29 protein-coding genes are annotated in these 15,247 nt (G+C 55.0%); all 29 read right to left on the minus strand.

Translation table 11 applies throughout. The annotated features are described in order from the left end of the window. Positions 1–173: 173 nt before the first annotated feature. Positions 174–560, minus strand: a complete 387-nt coding sequence (rplQ, locus tag M5B96_RS27680; protein ID WP_100944360.1) for a 50S ribosomal protein L17 — start codon at positions 558–560, stop codon at positions 174–176. A 42-nt stretch (positions 561–602) separates the two neighbouring features. Beyond that, entirely contained in the window at positions 603–1,604 is a 1,002-nt protein-coding gene (locus M5B96_RS27685; protein WP_003176403.1) for a DNA-directed RNA polymerase subunit alpha, read from the minus strand. 22 nt (positions 1,605–1,626) lie between these two features. Next, on the minus strand, positions 1,627–2,247 hold the full coding sequence (gene rpsD / locus M5B96_RS27690) for a 30S ribosomal protein S4 (protein WP_017123253.1): 621 nt from the start codon (positions 2,245–2,247) through the stop codon (positions 1,627–1,629). 18 nt (positions 2,248–2,265) lie between these two features. Then, positions 2,266–2,655 carry a 30S ribosomal protein S11 gene (gene rpsK / locus M5B96_RS27695; RefSeq protein WP_007924177.1) on the minus strand — a complete coding sequence of 130 codons (390 nt, stop codon included), beginning with the start codon at positions 2,653–2,655 and terminating at the stop codon, positions 2,266–2,268. Between the two features lie 30 nt (positions 2,656–2,685). Continuing rightward, positions 2,686–3,042 carry a 30S ribosomal protein S13 gene (gene rpsM / locus M5B96_RS27700; protein ID WP_003186020.1) on the minus strand — a complete coding sequence of 119 codons (357 nt, stop codon included), beginning with the start codon at positions 3,040–3,042 and terminating at the stop codon, positions 2,686–2,688. 129 nt (positions 3,043–3,171) lie between these two features. Beyond that, positions 3,172–3,288, minus strand: coding sequence for a 50S ribosomal protein L36 (gene rpmJ / locus M5B96_RS27705; protein WP_002555468.1), 117 nt, complete (start codon positions 3,286–3,288; stop codon positions 3,172–3,174). 24 nt (positions 3,289–3,312) lie between these two features. Then, positions 3,313–4,641, minus strand: a complete 1,329-nt coding sequence (secY, locus tag M5B96_RS27710) for a preprotein translocase subunit SecY (RefSeq protein WP_100944359.1) — start codon at positions 4,639–4,641, stop codon at positions 3,313–3,315. Continuing rightward, on the minus strand, positions 4,642–5,076 hold the full coding sequence (gene rplO / locus M5B96_RS27715; RefSeq protein WP_103495384.1) for a 50S ribosomal protein L15: 435 nt from the start codon (positions 5,074–5,076) through the stop codon (positions 4,642–4,644). A gap of 3 nt (positions 5,077–5,079) precedes the next feature. Then, a complete protein-coding gene (rpmD, locus tag M5B96_RS27720; protein WP_191485938.1) occupies positions 5,080–5,256 on the minus strand; it encodes a 50S ribosomal protein L30 in 177 nt (58 codons plus the stop codon). A 2-nt stretch (positions 5,257–5,258) separates the two neighbouring features. Next, positions 5,259–5,759 carry a 30S ribosomal protein S5 gene (gene rpsE, locus M5B96_RS27725; RefSeq protein ID WP_248800143.1) on the minus strand — a complete coding sequence of 167 codons (501 nt, stop codon included), beginning with the start codon at positions 5,757–5,759 and terminating at the stop codon, positions 5,259–5,261. A gap of 3 nt (positions 5,760–5,762) precedes the next feature. After that, a complete protein-coding gene (rplR, locus tag M5B96_RS27730) occupies positions 5,763–6,113 on the minus strand; it encodes a 50S ribosomal protein L18 (RefSeq protein WP_003186037.1) in 351 nt (116 codons plus the stop codon). Between the two features lie 10 nt (positions 6,114–6,123). Then, positions 6,124–6,657 (minus strand): 50S ribosomal protein L6, encoded by a 534-nt coding sequence (rplF, locus tag M5B96_RS27735; RefSeq protein ID WP_003176412.1) that lies wholly within the window; start codon positions 6,655–6,657, stop codon positions 6,124–6,126. A gap of 12 nt (positions 6,658–6,669) precedes the next feature. Beyond that, complete coding sequence (rpsH, locus tag M5B96_RS27740) at positions 6,670–7,062, minus strand: 30S ribosomal protein S8 (protein WP_003228724.1); 393 nt, start codon at positions 7,060–7,062, stop codon at positions 6,670–6,672. Positions 7,063–7,273: 211 nt separating this feature from the next. Continuing rightward, positions 7,274–7,579, minus strand: coding sequence for a 30S ribosomal protein S14 (gene rpsN / locus M5B96_RS27745; protein WP_100944356.1), 306 nt, complete (start codon positions 7,577–7,579; stop codon positions 7,274–7,276). Between the two features lie 13 nt (positions 7,580–7,592). Beyond that, positions 7,593–8,132 (minus strand): 50S ribosomal protein L5, encoded by a 540-nt coding sequence (rplE, locus tag M5B96_RS27750; protein WP_040071276.1) that lies wholly within the window; start codon positions 8,130–8,132, stop codon positions 7,593–7,595. Between the two features lie 20 nt (positions 8,133–8,152). Beyond that, positions 8,153–8,467: a 50S ribosomal protein L24 gene (gene rplX / locus M5B96_RS27755; RefSeq protein WP_007896770.1), complete on the minus strand. Its 315-nt coding sequence runs from the start codon at positions 8,465–8,467 to the stop codon at positions 8,153–8,155. Positions 8,468–8,478: 11 nt separating this feature from the next. Next, the gene (gene rplN, locus M5B96_RS27760; protein WP_002555479.1) at positions 8,479–8,847 is read right to left on the minus strand and encodes a 50S ribosomal protein L14; all 369 of its coding nucleotides are present in this window, start codon (positions 8,845–8,847) and stop codon (positions 8,479–8,481) included. Between the two features lie 23 nt (positions 8,848–8,870). Beyond that, positions 8,871–9,137, minus strand: coding sequence for a 30S ribosomal protein S17 (rpsQ, locus tag M5B96_RS27765; protein ID WP_003194644.1), 267 nt, complete (start codon positions 9,135–9,137; stop codon positions 8,871–8,873). A gap of 2 nt (positions 9,138–9,139) precedes the next feature. Beyond that, entirely contained in the window at positions 9,140–9,331 is a 192-nt protein-coding gene (gene rpmC, locus M5B96_RS27770; RefSeq protein ID WP_002555481.1) for a 50S ribosomal protein L29, read from the minus strand. Next, entirely contained in the window at positions 9,331–9,744 is a 414-nt protein-coding gene (gene rplP / locus M5B96_RS27775; RefSeq protein WP_003232424.1) for a 50S ribosomal protein L16, read from the minus strand. Before rplP ends, rpmC begins: the two co-directional genes overlap by 1 nt. 12 nt (positions 9,745–9,756) lie before the next feature. Beyond that, the gene (gene rpsC / locus M5B96_RS27780; protein WP_008065719.1) at positions 9,757–10,443 is read right to left on the minus strand and encodes a 30S ribosomal protein S3; all 687 of its coding nucleotides are present in this window, start codon (positions 10,441–10,443) and stop codon (positions 9,757–9,759) included. A gap of 13 nt (positions 10,444–10,456) precedes the next feature. Continuing rightward, a complete protein-coding gene (rplV, locus tag M5B96_RS27785; RefSeq protein ID WP_003103908.1) occupies positions 10,457–10,789 on the minus strand; it encodes a 50S ribosomal protein L22 in 333 nt (110 codons plus the stop codon). Positions 10,790–10,800: 11 nt separating this feature from the next. After that, positions 10,801–11,076: a 30S ribosomal protein S19 gene (gene rpsS, locus M5B96_RS27790; protein ID WP_002555486.1), complete on the minus strand. Its 276-nt coding sequence runs from the start codon at positions 11,074–11,076 to the stop codon at positions 10,801–10,803. Between the two features lie 16 nt (positions 11,077–11,092). Then, positions 11,093–11,917, minus strand: a complete 825-nt coding sequence (gene rplB / locus M5B96_RS27795) for a 50S ribosomal protein L2 (RefSeq protein WP_191485937.1) — start codon at positions 11,915–11,917, stop codon at positions 11,093–11,095. Positions 11,918–11,931: 14 nt separating this feature from the next. Further along, positions 11,932–12,231: a 50S ribosomal protein L23 gene (gene rplW, locus M5B96_RS27800; protein ID WP_002555488.1), complete on the minus strand. Its 300-nt coding sequence runs from the start codon at positions 12,229–12,231 to the stop codon at positions 11,932–11,934. Then, the gene (rplD, locus tag M5B96_RS27805; protein WP_121135086.1) at positions 12,228–12,830 is read right to left on the minus strand and encodes a 50S ribosomal protein L4; all 603 of its coding nucleotides are present in this window, start codon (positions 12,828–12,830) and stop codon (positions 12,228–12,230) included. Before rplD ends, rplW begins: the two co-directional genes overlap by 4 nt. A gap of 12 nt (positions 12,831–12,842) precedes the next feature. After that, a complete protein-coding gene (gene rplC / locus M5B96_RS27810; protein ID WP_007253310.1) occupies positions 12,843–13,478 on the minus strand; it encodes a 50S ribosomal protein L3 in 636 nt (211 codons plus the stop codon). An 80-nt stretch (positions 13,479–13,558) separates the two neighbouring features. Next, positions 13,559–13,870, minus strand: coding sequence for a 30S ribosomal protein S10 (rpsJ, locus tag M5B96_RS27815; protein WP_003186070.1), 312 nt, complete (start codon positions 13,868–13,870; stop codon positions 13,559–13,561). Positions 13,871–14,028: 158 nt separating this feature from the next. Continuing rightward, positions 14,029–15,222: an elongation factor Tu gene (tuf, locus tag M5B96_RS27820; protein ID WP_027924378.1), complete on the minus strand. Its 1,194-nt coding sequence runs from the start codon at positions 15,220–15,222 to the stop codon at positions 14,029–14,031. Between the last annotated feature and the right edge of the window lie 25 nt (positions 15,223–15,247).

Below are 15,247 nucleotides of genomic sequence, written 5' to 3' on the forward strand. Positions count from 1 at the left end.
CAATATGACATTCACAAATTCATTAATCTGCTCACATCAATAGAAAATATCTACCAATGACTCCAGCTCATAGCGTGCAGTCAGGGCAGTGTAGAAGCTTGTACTCATGATGCGTTTCTTGCGCGCACAAAAAACCGGGCACTAGGCCCGGTTTCTTGTTTCAGACTGACGTCTTACTCGGCAGATACAGCTTCGCCGGCAGTAGCACGATCAACCAACTCGACGTACGCCATAGGCGCGTTGTCGCCAGTGCGGAAACCGCACTTGAGGATGCGCAGGTAGCCACCCTCACGGGTAGCGTAGCGCTTGCCCAGGTCGTTGAAGAGCTTACCAACGATAGCTTTCGAACGAGTACGGTCGAAAGCCAGACGGCGGTTAGCCAGGCTATCTACTTTGGCCAGGGTGATCAGCGGCTCAGCAACGCGACGCAGTTCTTTGGCTTTTGGCAGAGTCGTTTTGATCAGCTCGTGCTCGAACAGCGACACTGCCATGTTTTGAAACATGGCCTTGCGGTGCGAGCTGGTGCGGCTCAGGTGACGACCACTTTTACGATGACGCATGGTTCATTCCTTACCAAACACAACGTTCGGTGATTACGACGATCAGGCAGTCGCCTTGTCGTCCTTCTTAAGACTTGCAGGCGGCCAGTTGTCGAGGCGCATGCCGAGGGACAGACCGCGGGAGGCCAGAACGTCCTTGATTTCAGTCAAGGATTTCTTGCCCAGGTTCGGAGTCTTCAACAGCTCTACTTCGGTACGCTGAATCAGGTCGCCGATGTAGTAGATGTTTTCCGCCTTAAGGCAGTTGGCCGAACGTACAGTCAGTTCCAGATCGTCAACCGGGCGAAGCAGGATCGGATCGATCTCGTCTTCCTGCTCGATTACCACTGGCTCACTGTCACCTTTGAGGTCGACGAACGCAGCCAACTGCTGTTGCAGGATGGTTGCAGCACGGCGGATAGCCTCTTCAGGATCCAGGGTACCGTTGGTTTCCAGATCAATAACCAGCTTGTCCAGGTTGGTACGCTGCTCGACACGGGCGTTTTCCACCACGTAAGCGATACGGCGAACCGGGCTGAACGAAGAGTCGAGCTGCAAGCGACCGATGCTGCGGCTTTCGTCTTCATCGCTCTGACGCGAGTCTGCTGGTTCATAACCACGACCACGAGCTACGGTGAGCTTCATGTTCAAGGCGCCGTTAGACGCCAGGTTGGCGATTACGTGATCGGGGTTAACGATCTCGACATCATGATCCAGCTGAATATCGGCAGCGGTAACCACCCCCGAACCCTTCTTCGACAAGGTCAGCGTAACTTCGTCACGGCCGTGCAGCTTGATAGCCAGACCTTTAAGGTTCAACAGGATTTCAATGACGTCTTCCTGTACACCTTCGATGGCGCTGTACTCGTGGAGCACACCGTCAATCTCGGCCTCGACTACTGCACAGCCTGGCATTGAGGACAACAGGATGCGGCGCAGCGCGTTGCCCAGGGTGTGGCCAAAACCACGCTCGAGAGGCTCGAGGGTGATTTTAGCGCGGGTTGGACTGACAACCTGCACGTCAATGTGACGGGGTGTCAGGAACTCATTTACCGAAATCTGCATGGATGCACCTATTTTCTAGCCCTTACTTGGAGTAGAGCTCGACAATCAGGCTTTCGTTGATGTCGGCGGAGAGGTCACTGCGAGCAGGCACGTTCTTGAAAACGCCCGACTTCTTCTCAGTGTCCACTTCTACCCATTCTACGCGGCCACGCTGGGCACACAGATCGAGAGCCTGGACAATGCGCAGTTGATTCTTAGCCTTCTCACGAATAGCTACCACGTCACCAGCACGAACCTGGTAGGACGGGACGTTGACGGTTTTGCCGTTAACGCTGATCGACTTGTGCGATACCAGTTGACGGGATTCGGCACGAGTCGAGCCAAAACCCATACGGTATACAACGTTGTCCAGACGGCATTCGAGCAGTTGCAGCAGGTTCTCACCGGTTGCGCCTTTACGGCCGGCAGCTTCTTTGTAGTAGCCGCTGAACTGACGCTCAAGAACGCCATAAATACGACGGACCTTCTGCTTTTCACGCAGTTGAGTGCCGTAGTCGGACTGGCGACCGCGGCGTTGGCCGTGGATACCAGGTGCTGCTTCGATGTTGCACTTGGATTCGATAGCGCGCACGCCGCTCTTCAGGAAGAGATCGGTGCCTTCGCGACGAGCCAGTTTGCATTTTGGACCAATGTAACGAGCCATTCTTTACAATCTCCTGGATTACACGCGGCGCTTCTTCGGCGGACGGCACCCGTTGTGCGGGATTGGCGTCACGTCGGTGATGCTGGCGATCTTATAGCCACAGCCGTTCAATGCACGGACAGCGGACTCACGACCTGGACCTGGACCTTTGACGTTGACGTCGAGGTTTTTCAGGCCATATTCCAGCGCAGCTTGACCAGCACGTTCAGCAGCTACTTGAGCAGCGAACGGGGTGGACTTGCGGGAACCGCGGAAACCCGAACCACCGGAGGTAGCCCAGGAAAGAGCGTTACCTTGACGGTCGGTGATGGTCACGATGGTGTTGTTGAAAGACGCGTGGATGTGGGCGATGCCATCAACCACTGTCTTTTTAATTTTCTTACGAGGACGAGCAGCAGGTTTTGCCATGACTAGATTCCTGTCGATTCGCTGGTGCGATTACTTGCGGATCGGCTTACGCGGACCTTTGCGAGTACGCGCGTTGGTCTTGGTACGCTGACCGCGTACTGGCAGACCACGACGATGGCGCAGACCGCGATAGCAGCCCAAGTCCATCAAGCGTTTGATTTTCATGTTGATTTCGCGACGCAGGTCACCTTCAGTGGTGAACTTCGCCACTTCGCCACGCAGCTGTTCAATCTGCTCGTCGCTCAGATCCTTGATCTTTGCGGCTGGGTTGACCCCAGTCACTGCACAAATTTTCTGTGCAGTAGTGCGACCAACACCATAGATGTAGGTCAGCGAGATAACAGTGTGCTTGTTATCTGGAATGTTAACGCCTGCAATACGGGCCATTCAGTGGGACTCCAATTGACAGCTACCTACGCCCCGGAAGCCAAGAAATAGGGCGCGAGATAATATCGCTGTAATAACAAATAATCAACCCAGCAGCGCACTAGCTGCTGGGCTTTTAGCAGATCACACTCAGCCTTGGCGCTGTTTGTGACGCGGTTCCGCGCTGCAAATTACTCGAACCACACCTTCGCGGCGAATAATCTTGCAGTTACGGCACAGCTTTTTCACCGATGCACGAACTTTCATCACCAACTCCTCGAACCTTATGGGTCAGCGCAGCATGCCGCTGCCGTAACCCTTCAGGTTGGCTTTCTTCATCAGGGATTCGTACTGGTGCGAAACGAGGTGCGATTGTACTTGGGACATGAAGTCCATCACAACCACGACCACGATCAGCAACGAGGTCCCGCCAAGGTAGAACGGTACGTTTGCCGCAACCACCAGGAACTGGGGCAGCAGGCACACGGCCGTCATATAAAGAGCACCGAACATGGTCAAACGGGTCAGAACGCCATCAATGTAGCGCGCCGACTGCTCGCCTGGACGGATACCCGGAATAAAGGCACCGGACTTCTTCAGGTTTTCCGCTACGTCTTTCGGATTGAACATCAACGCCGTATAGAAGAAGCAGAAGAAAATAATCCCTGCACTAAACAGCAGAATATTCAACGGCTGACCAGGAGCGATCGACTGCGAGATGTCCTGCAACCAGCCCATACCTTCAGACTGACCGAACCAGGCACCCAGCGAAGCCGGGAACAGCAAGATGCTGCTCGCGAAGATAGCAGGAATAACACCGGCCATATTCACCTTCAGCGGCAGGTGGCTGGTCTGCGCAGCGAAGACCTTGCGGCCCTGCTGACGCTTGGCGTAGTGAACAGCAATACGACGCTGGCCACGCTCAATGAACACCACGAAACCGATGATCGCTACTGCCAACAAACCGATGGCAACCAAAGCGAAGATGTTGATATCGCCCTGACGCGCAGACTCGAAAGACTGCCCGATTGCTCTCGGAAGACCGGCGACGATACCCGAAAAAATCAACATCGAGATACCGTTGCCCACACCGCGCTCGGTAATCTGCTCGCCCAACCACATCATGAACATCGCGCCGGCCACGAAAGTGGACACCGCAACGAAATGGAAGCTGAAGCCAGCACTAAACGAGACGCCCTGGTTAGCCAGGCCAATGGACATGCCAATGGCTTGGACAAGTGCCAGGACGACGGTGCCATAGCGGGTGTATTGGCTGATCTTACGACGACCAGCCTCACCTTCCTTCTTCAACTGCTCCAGCTGCGGGCTGACGGCGGACATCAACTGCATGATGATCGATGCCGAAATGTACGGCATGATCCCCAGTGCAAAGATGCTCATCCGCTCCAGCGCGCCGCCGGAAAACATGTTGAACAAGCTAAGAATGGTCCCCTCATTCTGTCGAAACAGGTCCGCCAGCCGGTCCGGGTTGATACCTGGAACTGGGATGTGTGCGCCTATCCGGTAGACGATAATCGCCAGGAATAGAAAACGCAGTCGAGCCCAGAGCTCGGATAACCCGCCTTTGCTGAGCGCTGAGAGAGCACCTTGCTTAGCCATTTATTCCTCGAACTTGCCGCCAGCTGCTTCGATAGCCGCACGCGCACCTTTGGTGGCTGCGATGCCCTTGATAGTTACTGCGCGAGTCACTTCGCCCGACAGCATGATTTTCACACGCTGTACGTTCTGGTTGATCACGTTGGCATCTTTCAGGGACTGCACGGTGACGATGTCGCCGTCCACTTTGGCCAGCTCGGACAGACGCACTTCTGCGCGGTCCATGGCTTTCAGGGAAACGAAACCGAACTTCGGCAGGCGACGATGCAGCGGCTGTTGACCGCCTTCAAAGCCTGGAGCAATGGTGCCACCGGAGCGGGAGGTCTGACCTTTGTGGCCACGGCCACCGGTCTTACCCAAACCGCTACCGATACCACGGCCCGGACGATGCTTTTCGCGACGGGAACCCGGCGCTGGACTCAGATCATTGAGTTTCATCGATTAACCCTCTACACGCAGCATGTAGTAAGCCTTGTTGATCATCCCGCGATTCTCGGGAGTATCCTGGACTTCTACAGTGTGACCGATGCGACGCAGACCCAGACCCTTAACGCACAGTCTGTGGTTAGGGATGCGGCCGGTCATGCTTTTGATCAGCGTTACTTTAACGGTTGCCATGATCACATGATCTCCGCTGCAGTTTTGCCGCGCTTGGCAGCAATGGACTCAGGGGACTGCATTGCTTTCAAACCTTTGAAAGTGGCGTGAACCACGTTTACCGGGTTAGTCGAGCCGTAGCACTTGGCCAGAACGTTCTGCACACCAGCCACTTCGAGGACAGCACGCATAGCGCCGCCAGCGATGATACCGGTACCTTCAGAAGCAGGCTGCATGTAAACCTTGGAAGCGCCGTGGGCGGATTTCATGGCGTACTGCAGAGTGGTACCGTTCAGGTCCACCTGGATCATGTTGCGACGAGCAGCTTCCATAGCCTTCTGGATCGCGGCAGGCACTTCACGTGACTTGCCACGGCCGAAGCCTACACGGCCCTTGCCATCACCTACCACGGTCAACGCGGTGAAGGTGAAGATACGGCCGCCTTTAACGGTTTTGGCTACGCGGTTAACTTGAACCAGCTTCTCGATGTAGCCTTCGTCGCGCTTTTGGTCGTTATTTGACATAACTTAGAACTCCAGCCCAGCTTCACGAGCAGCATCAGCCAGCGCCTTGACGCGGCCGTGATACTTGAAGCCAGAGCGGTCGAAAGCCACCTGCGAGACGCCAGCGGCTTTAGCACGCGTAGCGACCAGCTGGCCAACCTTAGTGGCCGCGTCGATGTTGCCAGTGGCACCATCACGCAGTTCTTTGTCCAAAGTCGAGGCACTTGCCAGGACTTTGTTGCCGTCGGCCGAAATGACCTGGGCGTAGATGTGCTGCGAAGAGCGGAACACGCAGAGACGCACGACTTCGAGTTCGTGCATTTTCAGGCGTGCTTTGCGAGCGCGACGCAGTCGAGTAACTTTTTTGTCGGTCATTTGCTATGCCCTACTTCTTCTTGGCTTCTTTACGACGGACGACTTCGTCCGCGTAGCGCACACCTTTGCCTTTGTACGGCTCTGGTGGACGGAAGTCGCGGATCTCAGCGGCCACCTGACCTACCAGCTGCTTATCGATACCCTTGATCAGGATATCGGTTTGGCTAGGGGTCTCAGCGGTGATGCCTTCCGGCAGTTCGTAATCCACTGGGTGCGAGAAGCCAAGGGCCAGGTTCAACACCGTGCCTTTTGCTTGCGCTTTGTAACCAACACCGACCAGCTGGAGCTTGCGCTCGAAGCCTTGGCTTACGCCTTGGACCATGTTGTTTACCAACGCACGCGTGGTACCGGCCATTGCGCGAGTTTGTTGATCGCCATTGCGAGCAGCAAAACGCAGCTCACCAGCTTCTTCAACGATCTCAACGGACGAATGGATGTTCAGTTCAAGAGTACCCTTGGCACCCTTCACCGAAAGCTGTTGGCCTGCGAATTTTACTTCGACACCGGCTGGCAGCTTAACGGGGTTCTTAGCGACGCGAGACATGCTTATCCCCCCTTAGAACACAGTGCAAAGAACTTCGCCGCCGACACCGGCAGCGCGCGCAGCACGATCCGTCATCACACCTTTGTTGGTGGAGACGATAGACACGCCGAGACCGCCACGAACTTTTGGCAGATCCTCAACGGACTTGTACTGACGCAGGCCTGGACGGCTAACGCGCTTCACTTCCTCGATGACCGGACGGCCTTCGAAGTATTTCAGCTCGATGGATAGCAACGGCTTGGTTTCGCTGCTGATCTGATAACCCGCGATGTAACCTTCGTCCTTCAGGACTTTTGCTACAGCCACCTTCAACGTGGAAGACGGCATGCTTACGACGGACTTTTCAGCCATCTGGGCATTACGGATTCGAGTTAGCATGTCCGCTAACGGGTCCTGCATACTCATGGGCTAGACGCTCCTGATACAAAAAGAATTAGCCTTGCGGCTACAACTGTCGCCGAGTATCTCCACACGTAAAAAGTGCAGGCTCAGGCGAGCCGGTCATTCTAGACACACCCCAGAAATGAATCAAGCCCCAAAAGGGGCTTGATTCATACTCAAGGTCACCGATGGTCGGTTCTTGCGAGTCCGACCACCGCGACTTGGGCGGTATGGCTTACCAGCTGGCTTTAACCAGACCTGGTACGTCACCACGCATGGCCGCTTCACGCAGCTTGTTACGGCCGAGGCCGAACTTGCGGTAAACGCCGTGCGGACGACCAGTGATGCGGCAGCGGTTACGCATGCGCGAAGCGCTGGCGTCACGTGGCTGCTTCTGCAGGGCTACCGAAGCTTCCCAACGCGCTTCTGGACTTGCGTTCAGATCGACGATGATAGCTTTCAGTGCTGCACGCTTGGTGGCGTACTTGGCAACGGTGAGCTGACGCTTCAGCTCACGGTTTTTCATGCTCTTCTTGGCCATTTTCCTACTCCAATCAGTTGCGGAACGGGAATTTGAAAGCACGCAGCAATGCGCGACCTTCATCATCGTTCTTGGCAGTGGTGGTCAGGGTAATGTCCAGACCGCGCAGAGCATCGATCTTGTCGTAATCGATTTCCGGGAAAATGATCTGCTCTTTCACGCCCATGCTGTAGTTGCCACGACCGTCGAAGGACTTGGCATTCAGGCCGCGGAAGTCGCGAACCCGAGGCAGGGAGATCGACAGCAGACGATCCAGGAACTCATACATACGATCGCGACGCAGGGTCACTTTGACACCGATCGGCCAACCTTCGCGGACTTTGAAGCCAGCGATGGATTTGCGAGCGTGAGTCACAACGACTTTCTGGCCGGTGATCTTCTCCAGGTCAGCCACAGCGTGTTCGATGACTTTCTTGTCACCGATCGCTTCGCCCAGACCCATGTTCAGGGTGATCTTGGTAATGCGCGGAACTTCCATCACGTTCGCCAGCTTAAGTTCTTCCTTAAGCTTCGGAGCGATTTCCTTCCGGTAAATCTCTTTCAGTCGTGCCATGGTCTTCTACCTAGCAGTGTTCAAGCATCAACCGCTTTTTGGGTCGACTTGAAGACACGAATTTTTTTGCCGTCTTCTACTTTGAAACCAACGCGGTCAGCCTTGTTGGTTTCGCCGTTGAAAATGGCGACGTTGGAAGCGTGCAGTGGCGCTTCTTTTTCGACGATACCGCCCTGTACGCCCGACATCGGGTTAGGCTTGGTATGACGCTTGACCAGGTTCAGACCACCAACGACCAGACGGTCGTCAGCGAGAACCTTGAGCACCTTACCGCGCTTACCTTTGTCTTTGCCGGCGATCACGATGATCTCGTCGTCACGACGAATCTTTTGCATGTCGGATCTCCTTACAGCACTTCTGGGGCGAGCGAGACGATCTTCATGAACTTCTCAGTACGAAGTTCACGGGTCACTGGCCCAAAGATACGGGTGCCGATCGGCTCTTGCTTGTTGTTCAACAGAACAGCAGCGTTGCCATCAAAGCGGATAATGGAGCCGTCAGCACGACGGACGCCATGGCGAGTGCGGACTACGACAGCAGTCATCACTTGGCCTTTCTTCACTTTACCGCGCGGAATTGCTTCCTTGACGGTTACTTTGATGATGTCACCGATACCAGCGTAACGACGATGCGAGCCACCCAGCACCTTGATGCACATAACGCGGCGAGCGCCGCTGTTATCGGCCACATCGAGCATGGATTGAGTCTGAATCATATAATTTCTCCGACCCCTAGCCCTTAGACTTCCACAGCGCGTTCGAGAACATCAACCAGCGCCCAAGACTTGGTCTTGGCCATCGGACGAGTTTCACGAATCGTGACCTTGTCGCCAATGTGGCACTGGTTGGTTTCGTCGTGCGCGTGCAGCTTAGTCGAACGCTTAACGTATTTACCGTAGATCGGGTGCTTGACGCGACGCTCGATCAGAACGGTGATGGTCTTGTCCATTTTGTCGCTGACAACACGGCCAGTCAGCGTACGGACGGTCTTTTCGGCTTCAGCCATGATCACTTACCTGCCTGCTGGTTGAGCACAGTCTTCACACGAGCGATGTCGCGCTTAACTTGCGAGAGCAGGTGAGACTGCCCCAACTGGCCAGTTGCTTTCTGCATACGCAGATTGAACTGGTCGCGCAGCAGGCCGAGCAGTTGCTCGTTCAGCTGCTGTGCTGATTTTTCACGAAGTTCATTCGCTTTCATCACATCACCGTCCGTTTAACAAAAGCGGTGGCGAGCGGCAGCTTTGCAGCAGCCAGGGCAAAAGCCTCACGCGCCAGCTCTTCAGTAACACCCTCGATTTCATACAGGACTTTGCCTGGCTGAATCTGGGCAACCCAGTACTCCACGTTACCCTTACCTTTACCCATCCGAACTTCGAGGGGCTTTTTGGAAATAGGCTTGTCCGGGAACACACGGATCCAGATCTTGCCGCCACGTTTTACGTGACGGGTCAGAGCACGACGCGCTGACTCGATCTGACGAGCGGTGAGACGACCACGAGCTACAGACTTCAGCGCGAACTCGCCGAAGCTGACTTTGCTACCGCGCTGAGCCAGACCACGGTTGTGGCCTGTCATCTGCTTGCGGAACTTCGTACGCTTTGGTTGCAACATTTGGCGTACCCCTTACTTAGCAGCTTTTTTACGAGGCGCTGGTGCTTGTGGTTTCAGTTCTTCTTGGCGACCACCAATTACTTCGCCTTTGAAGATCCAAACCTTTACACCGATCACACCGTAAGTGGTGTGAGCTTCGTAGTTGGCATAGTCGATGTCGGCACGCAGGGTGTGCAGTGGCACACGACCTTCGCGATACCATTCAGTACGTGCGATTTCAGCACCGCCGAGACGACCGCTCACTTGGATTTTGATGCCTTTGGCACCAATGCGCATGGCGTTCTGTACGGCGCGCTTCATGGCGCGACGGAACATCACACGACGCTCCAGCTGCTGAGCTACGCTCTGGGCAACCAGCATACCGTCGAGCTCCGGCTTGCGGATCTCTTCGATATTGATGTGCACAGGCACACCCATTTGCTTGGTCAGGTCCTGACGCAGTTTCTCAACATCCTCACCTTTCTTCCCGATAACGATACCTGGACGAGCGGTGTGGATGGTGATGCGTGCAGTTTGGGCCGGACGATGGATATCGATACGGCTTACGGACGCGCTTTTTAGTTTGTCTTGGAGGTACTCACGCACTTTCAGATCTGCGAGCAAATAGTCCGCATAAGTCCGACCGTCTGCGTACCAGACGGAGGTGTGCTCCTTGACGATTCCCAGGCGAATGCCAATGGGATGTACTTTCTGACCCATCTCTTCGACTCCGTTACTTGTCAGCAACCTTGACAGTGATATGGCAAGACCGCTTGACGATGCGATCAGCCCGGCCTTTGGCACGCGGCATGATGCGCTTCAGCGAACGCCCTTCGTTGACGAAAACGGTGCTGACCTTCAGGTCATCAACGTCTGCGCCTTCGTTATGCTCGGCGTTGGCTACGGCCGACTCCAGCACTTTCTTCATGATCTCGGCGGCTTTCTTACTGCTGAAAGCCAACAAGTTGAGCGCTTCGCCCACCTTCTTCCCGCGGATCTGGTCGGCGACCAAGCGGGCTTTCTGGGCGGAGATTCGAGCGCCCGACAACTTAGCGGCTACTTCCATTTCCTAACCCCTTAACGCTTGGCTTTCTTGTCAGCCACGTGCCCACGATATGTGCGGGTACCGGCAAACTCGCCCAGTTTGTGGCCGACCATGTCTTCGTTCACGAGAACGGGGACGTGTTGACGACCGTTATGCACAGCGATGGTCAAACCGACCATTTGTGGCAGGATCATGGAACGGCGCGACCAGGTCTTAACTGGTTTGCGATCGTTCTTTTCCGCCGCCACTTCGATCTTCTTCAGTAGGTGAAGATCGATAAAAGGACCTTTTTTCAGAGAACGTGGCACTGTCGTATCCCTCTATTTACTTGCGACGACGGACGATCATTTTGTCGGTACGCTTATTACCACGAGTCTTCGCGCCCTTAGTCGGGAAGCCCCACGGCGATACCGGATGACGACCACCAGAGGTACGACCTTCACCACCACCATGTGGGTGGTCAACCGGGTTCATGGCAACACCACGAACGGTTGGGCGAACGCCACGCCAGCGTTTGGCACCGGCTTTACCCAGGGAACGCAGGCTGTGCTCGGAGTTCGAGACTTCGCCCAGCGTTGCACGGCATTCCGACAGCACTTTACGCATTTCACCGGAACGCAGACGCAGGGTCACGTAGACACCTTCACGAGCGATCAGCTGAGCCGAAGCACCAGCGGAACGAGCGATCTGTGCACCTTTACCTGGCTTCAGTTCGATGCCGTGTACGGTGGAACCCACTGGGATGTTGCGCAGTTGCAGAGCGTTACCTGGCTTGATTGGAGCCAGTGCGCCTGCGATCAGCTGGTCGCCAGCACTCACGCCTTTAGGCGCGATGATGTAGCGACGCTCGCCGTCTGCGTACAGCAGCAGAGCGATGTGAGCAGTACGGTTTGGATCGTATTCGATACGCTCGACAGTGGCAGCGATGCCATCTTTGTCGTTGCGACGGAAATCGACCAGACGATAATGCTGCTTATGACCACCACCGATGTGACGAGTGGTAATACGGCCATTGTTGTTACGACCACCAGACTTCGATTTTTTCTCGAGCAGCGGTGCGTGAGGAGCGCCTTTATGCAGCTCCTTGTTGACCACCTTGACCACAAAACGGCGGCCAGGGGAAGTCGGTTTGCATTTAACGATTGCCATGATGCACCCCTTCCTTACTCAGCACTGCTGCTGAAATCGAGATCTTGGCCTGGCTGAAGGGAGATAACTGCCTTCTTCCAGTCATTACGCTTGCCCAGACCGCGAGCAGTGCGCTTGCTTTTACCCAGGACATTCAGGGTAGTCACACGCTCTACTTTCACGCTGAACAGGCTTTCGACGGCCTTCTTGATTTCCAGCTTGGTTGCGTCAGTCGCAACCTTGAAAACGAACTGACCTTTCTTGTCTGCCAGGACCGTAGCCTTCTCGGAAACGTGCGGGCCAAGCAGAACTTTAAATACGCGTTCCTGGTTCATCCCAGCAGCTCCTCGAATTTCTTCACGGCCGACACGGTGATCAACACCTTGTCGTATGCGATCAGACTAACTGGATCGGAACCCTGTACGTCACGGACATCGACGTGAGGCAGGTTACGAGCAGCCAGGTACAGGTTCTGATCAACAGCGTCGGACACGATCAGAACGTCGGTCAGACTCATGCCAGTCAGTTTGTTCAGCAGGTCTTTGGTTTTCGGCGTTTCAACAGCGAAATCCTGAACCACGACCAGACGATCAGTACGCACCAGCTCAGCAAGGATGGAACGCATTGCTGCGCGATACATCTTCTTGTTCAGCTTCTGGGAGTGATCCTGAGGACGAGCTGCGAAAGTGGTACCGCCGCCACGCCAGATTGGGCTACGGATAGTACCGGCACGAGCACGGCCAGTACCTTTCTGACGCCATGGGCGCTTGCCGCCACCGGAAACGTCGGAACGGGTCTTTTGCTGCTTGCTACCTTGACGGCCGCCAGCCATGTAGGCCACGACTGCTTGGTGAACCAGCGTCTCGTTGAATTCGCCGCCAAATGTCAGTTCGGAAACTTCGATCGCTTGAGCGTCATTTACATTTAATTGCATGTCAGCTTCCCCTTAACCGCGAGCCTTGGCTGCTGGACGTACAACCAAGTTGCCGCCAGTAGCGCCAGGAACAGCGCCCTTGACCAACAACAGATTGCGTTCAGCGTCCACGCGCACTACTTCGAGGGACTGCACGGTCACGCGCTCAGCGCCCATATGACCGGACATTTTTTTGCCCTTGAATACACGACCAGGAGTCTGGCACTGGCCGATAGAGCCTGGAACGCGGTGGGACACGGAGTTACCGTGGGTGTTATCTTGCCCGCGGAAATTCCAGCGCTTGATCGTACCCTGGAAGCCTTTACCCTTGGACTGACCGGTTACATCAACCAGTTGACCAGCAGCGAAGATTTCAGCGTTGATCAGATCGCCGGCCTGGTAGTCGCCTTCTTCAAGACGGAACTCCATTACGGTGCGACCAGCGGCAACGTTCGCTTTAGCGAAGTGGCCAGCTTGAGCAGCTGTAACACGCGAAGCACGACGCTCGCCGACAGTGACTTGCACTGCACGATAGCCATCGGTCTCTTCAGTTTTGAACTGGGTGACGCGATTCGGCTCGATCTCAATGACCGTAACCGGAATGGAGACACCTTCTTCGGTGAAAATACGGGTCATACCGCATTTACGACCGACTACACCAATAGTCATGTTGTAAACCTCATGAGTGTACGGGGCTTTCACCCGCTATGGCCGCCCATTTCAGAGCGTTACACGACTAAGACCGAGTCTTAGCCGAGGCTGATCTGCACTTCCACACCTGCCGCAAGATCAAGCTTCATCAGCGCATCAACGGTTTTATCCGTTGGCTGGACGATGTCCAGTACACGCTTATGAGTACGGATCTCGTACTGGTCGCGCGCGTCTTTGTTGACGTGCGGGGAGACCAGAACGGTGAACCGCTCTTTACGGGTAGGCAGTGGAATTGGACCACGCACTTGAGCACCAGTACGTTTCGCGGTTTCCACGATTTCCTGGGTGGATTGGTCGATCAGGCGATGGTCAAAAGCCTTCAACCTGATACGGATTTGCTGATTTTGCATTGGATTTCAGACTCCGGCTGCTATTCCCACCGAGCGCAATACGCCCGTTAAAAGGAGGCGCAATTCTATAGACGGCCCTGATAGGTGTCAACCTAATAAAAAAACCCCCGCTAGGCGGGGGTTTTTTCAAAGCATCGAAGCACTCTCAAAAGAGAAGCTTACTCGATGATTTTGGCTACGACGCCAGCGCCGACGGTACGACCGCCTTCACGGATAGCGAAACGCAGACCGTCTTCCATCGCGATGGTTTTGATCAGAGTGACAGTCATCTGGATGTTGTCACCTGGCATTACCATCTCAACGCCTTCTGGCAGCTCGCAGTTACCAGTCACGTCAGTAGTACGGAAGTAGAACTGTGGACGGTAGCCTTTGAAGAACGGAGTATGACGACCGCCTTCTTCTTTGCTCAGAACGTAAACTTCGGCGGTGAACTTGGTGTGCGGCTTGACCGAACCTGGCTTGACCAGAACCTGGCCACGCTCAACGTCGTCACGCTTGGTACCACGCAGCAGAACGCCACAGTTCTCGCCTGCACGACCTTCGTCGAGCAGTTTACGGAACATTTCAACACCGGTGCAGGTGGTGACGGTGGTGTCACGCAGACCAACGATTTCCAGTGGATCTTGAACGCGAACGATACCGCGCTCGATACGACCAGTCACAACAGTACCGCGACCCGAGATCGAGAATACGTCTTCGATTGGCATCAGGAATGGCTTGTCGGTCAGACGAACTGGTTCTGGGATGTAGCTGTCCAGGGTTTCAACCAGTTTACGAACGGCAGTGGTGCCCATTTCGTTGTCGTCTTTGCCTTCCAGCGCCATACGAGCGGAACCGATGATGATTGGAGTGTCATCACCCGGGAAGTCGTAAGTGCTCAGCAGGTCGCGCACTTCCATCTCAACCAGTTCCAGCAGCTCAGCGTCGTCTACCAGGTCAGCCTTGTTCAGGAAAACCACGATGTACGGAACGCCTACCTGACGGGACAGCAGGATGTGCTCACGGGTTTGTGGCATCGGACCATCAGCGGCCGAGCAAACCAGGATCGCGCCGTCCATCTGGGCAGCACCGGTGATCATGTTCTTCACGTAGTCAGCGTGACCTGGGCAGTCAACGTGAGCGTAGTGACGGATCTTCGAGTTGTACTCGACGTGCGCGGTGTTGATGGTGATACCACGAGCTTTTTCTTCTGGCGCGCTGTCGATTTTATCGAAATCAACGATAGCCGAACCGAAAACTTCGGAGCAAACACGAGTCAGAGCAGCGGTCAGCGTGGTTTTACCGTGGTCGACGTGACCGATGGTGCCAACGTTGACGTGCGGGAGGGAACGATCAAATTTTTCTTTAGCCACGACAATTAACTCCTAGCCTAAAGGG

Origin of the sequence: Pseudomonas sp. MWU13-2105, assembly GCF_023242315.1 — a bacterium.
GTDB lineage: Bacteria > Pseudomonadota > Gammaproteobacteria > Pseudomonadales > Pseudomonadaceae > Aquipseudomonas.

Excerpts from the sequence above, each read along its gene's own strand:
- rpsJ (WP_003186070.1), bottom strand. The coding sequence starts at position 13,870 with ATGCAAAATCAGCAAATCCGTATCAGGTTGAAGGCTTTTGACCATCGC.
- rplN (WP_002555479.1), bottom strand. The coding sequence starts at position 8,847 with ATGATTCAGACTCAATCCATGCTCGATGTGGCCGATAACAGCGGCGCT.
- rpsH (WP_003228724.1), bottom strand. The coding sequence starts at position 7,062 with ATGAGTATGCAGGACCCGTTAGCGGACATGCTAACTCGAATCCGTAAT.
- rplB (WP_191485937.1), bottom strand. The coding sequence starts at position 11,917 with ATGGCAATCGTTAAATGCAAACCGACTTCCCCTGGCCGCCGTTTTGTG.
- rpmJ (WP_002555468.1), bottom strand. The coding sequence starts at position 3,288 with ATGAAAGTTCGTGCATCGGTGAAAAAGCTGTGCCGTAACTGCAAGATT.
- rpsC (WP_008065719.1), bottom strand. The coding sequence starts at position 10,443 with ATGGGTCAGAAAGTACATCCCATTGGCATTCGCCTGGGAATCGTCAAG.
- rpmC (WP_002555481.1), bottom strand. The coding sequence starts at position 9,331 with ATGAAAGCGAATGAACTTCGTGAAAAATCAGCACAGCAGCTGAACGAG.
- rplQ (WP_100944360.1), bottom strand. The coding sequence starts at position 560 with ATGCGTCATCGTAAAAGTGGTCGTCACCTGAGCCGCACCAGCTCGCAC.
- rpsM (WP_003186020.1), bottom strand. The coding sequence starts at position 3,042 with ATGGCCCGTATTGCAGGCGTTAACATTCCAGATAACAAGCACACTGTT.
- rpsK (WP_007924177.1), bottom strand. The coding sequence starts at position 2,655 with ATGGCAAAACCTGCTGCTCGTCCTCGTAAGAAAATTAAAAAGACAGTG.
- secY (WP_100944359.1), bottom strand. The coding sequence starts at position 4,641 with ATGGCTAAGCAAGGTGCTCTCTCAGCGCTCAGCAAAGGCGGGTTATCC.
- rplF (WP_003176412.1), bottom strand. The coding sequence starts at position 6,657 with ATGTCTCGCGTCGCTAAGAACCCCGTTAAGCTGCCAGCCGGTGTCGAA.
- rpsQ (WP_003194644.1), bottom strand. The coding sequence starts at position 9,137 with ATGGCTGAAGCCGAAAAGACCGTCCGTACGCTGACTGGCCGTGTTGTC.
- rplD (WP_121135086.1), bottom strand. The coding sequence starts at position 12,830 with ATGCAATTAAATGTAAATGACGCTCAAGCGATCGAAGTTTCCGAACTG.
- rplX (WP_007896770.1), bottom strand. The coding sequence starts at position 8,467 with ATGCAAAAGATTCGTCGTGACGACGAGATCATCGTGATCGCCGGCAAA.
- M5B96_RS27685 (WP_003176403.1), bottom strand. The coding sequence starts at position 1,604 with ATGCAGATTTCGGTAAATGAGTTCCTGACACCCCGTCACATTGACGTG.
- rplO (WP_103495384.1), bottom strand. The coding sequence starts at position 5,076 with ATGAAACTCAATGATCTGAGTCCAGCGCCGGGTTCCCGTCGCGAAAAG.
- rpsN (WP_100944356.1), bottom strand. The coding sequence starts at position 7,579 with ATGGCCAAGAAGAGCATGAAAAACCGTGAGCTGAAGCGTCAGCTCACC.
- rplV (WP_003103908.1), bottom strand. The coding sequence starts at position 10,789 with ATGGAAGTAGCCGCTAAGTTGTCGGGCGCTCGAATCTCCGCCCAGAAA.
- rplE (WP_040071276.1), bottom strand. The coding sequence starts at position 8,132 with ATGGCACGACTGAAAGAGATTTACCGGAAGGAAATCGCTCCGAAGCTT.
- rpmD (WP_191485938.1), bottom strand. The coding sequence starts at position 5,256 with ATGGCAACCGTTAAAGTAACGCTGATCAAAAGCATGACCGGCCGCATC.
- rplW (WP_002555488.1), bottom strand. The coding sequence starts at position 12,231 with ATGAACCAGGAACGCGTATTTAAAGTTCTGCTTGGCCCGCACGTTTCC.
- rplP (WP_003232424.1), bottom strand. The coding sequence starts at position 9,744 with ATGTTGCAACCAAAGCGTACGAAGTTCCGCAAGCAGATGACAGGCCAC.
- rplR (WP_003186037.1), bottom strand. The coding sequence starts at position 6,113 with ATGACCGACAAAAAAGTTACTCGACTGCGTCGCGCTCGCAAAGCACGC.
- rpsD (WP_017123253.1), bottom strand. The coding sequence starts at position 2,247 with ATGGCTCGTTACATTGGTCCAAAATGCAAACTGGCTCGTCGCGAAGGC.
- rplC (WP_007253310.1), bottom strand. The coding sequence starts at position 13,478 with ATGACTATTGGTGTAGTCGGTCGTAAATGCGGTATGACCCGTATTTTC.
- rpsE (WP_248800143.1), bottom strand. The coding sequence starts at position 5,759 with ATGTCAAATAACGACCAAAAGCGCGACGAAGGCTACATCGAGAAGCTG.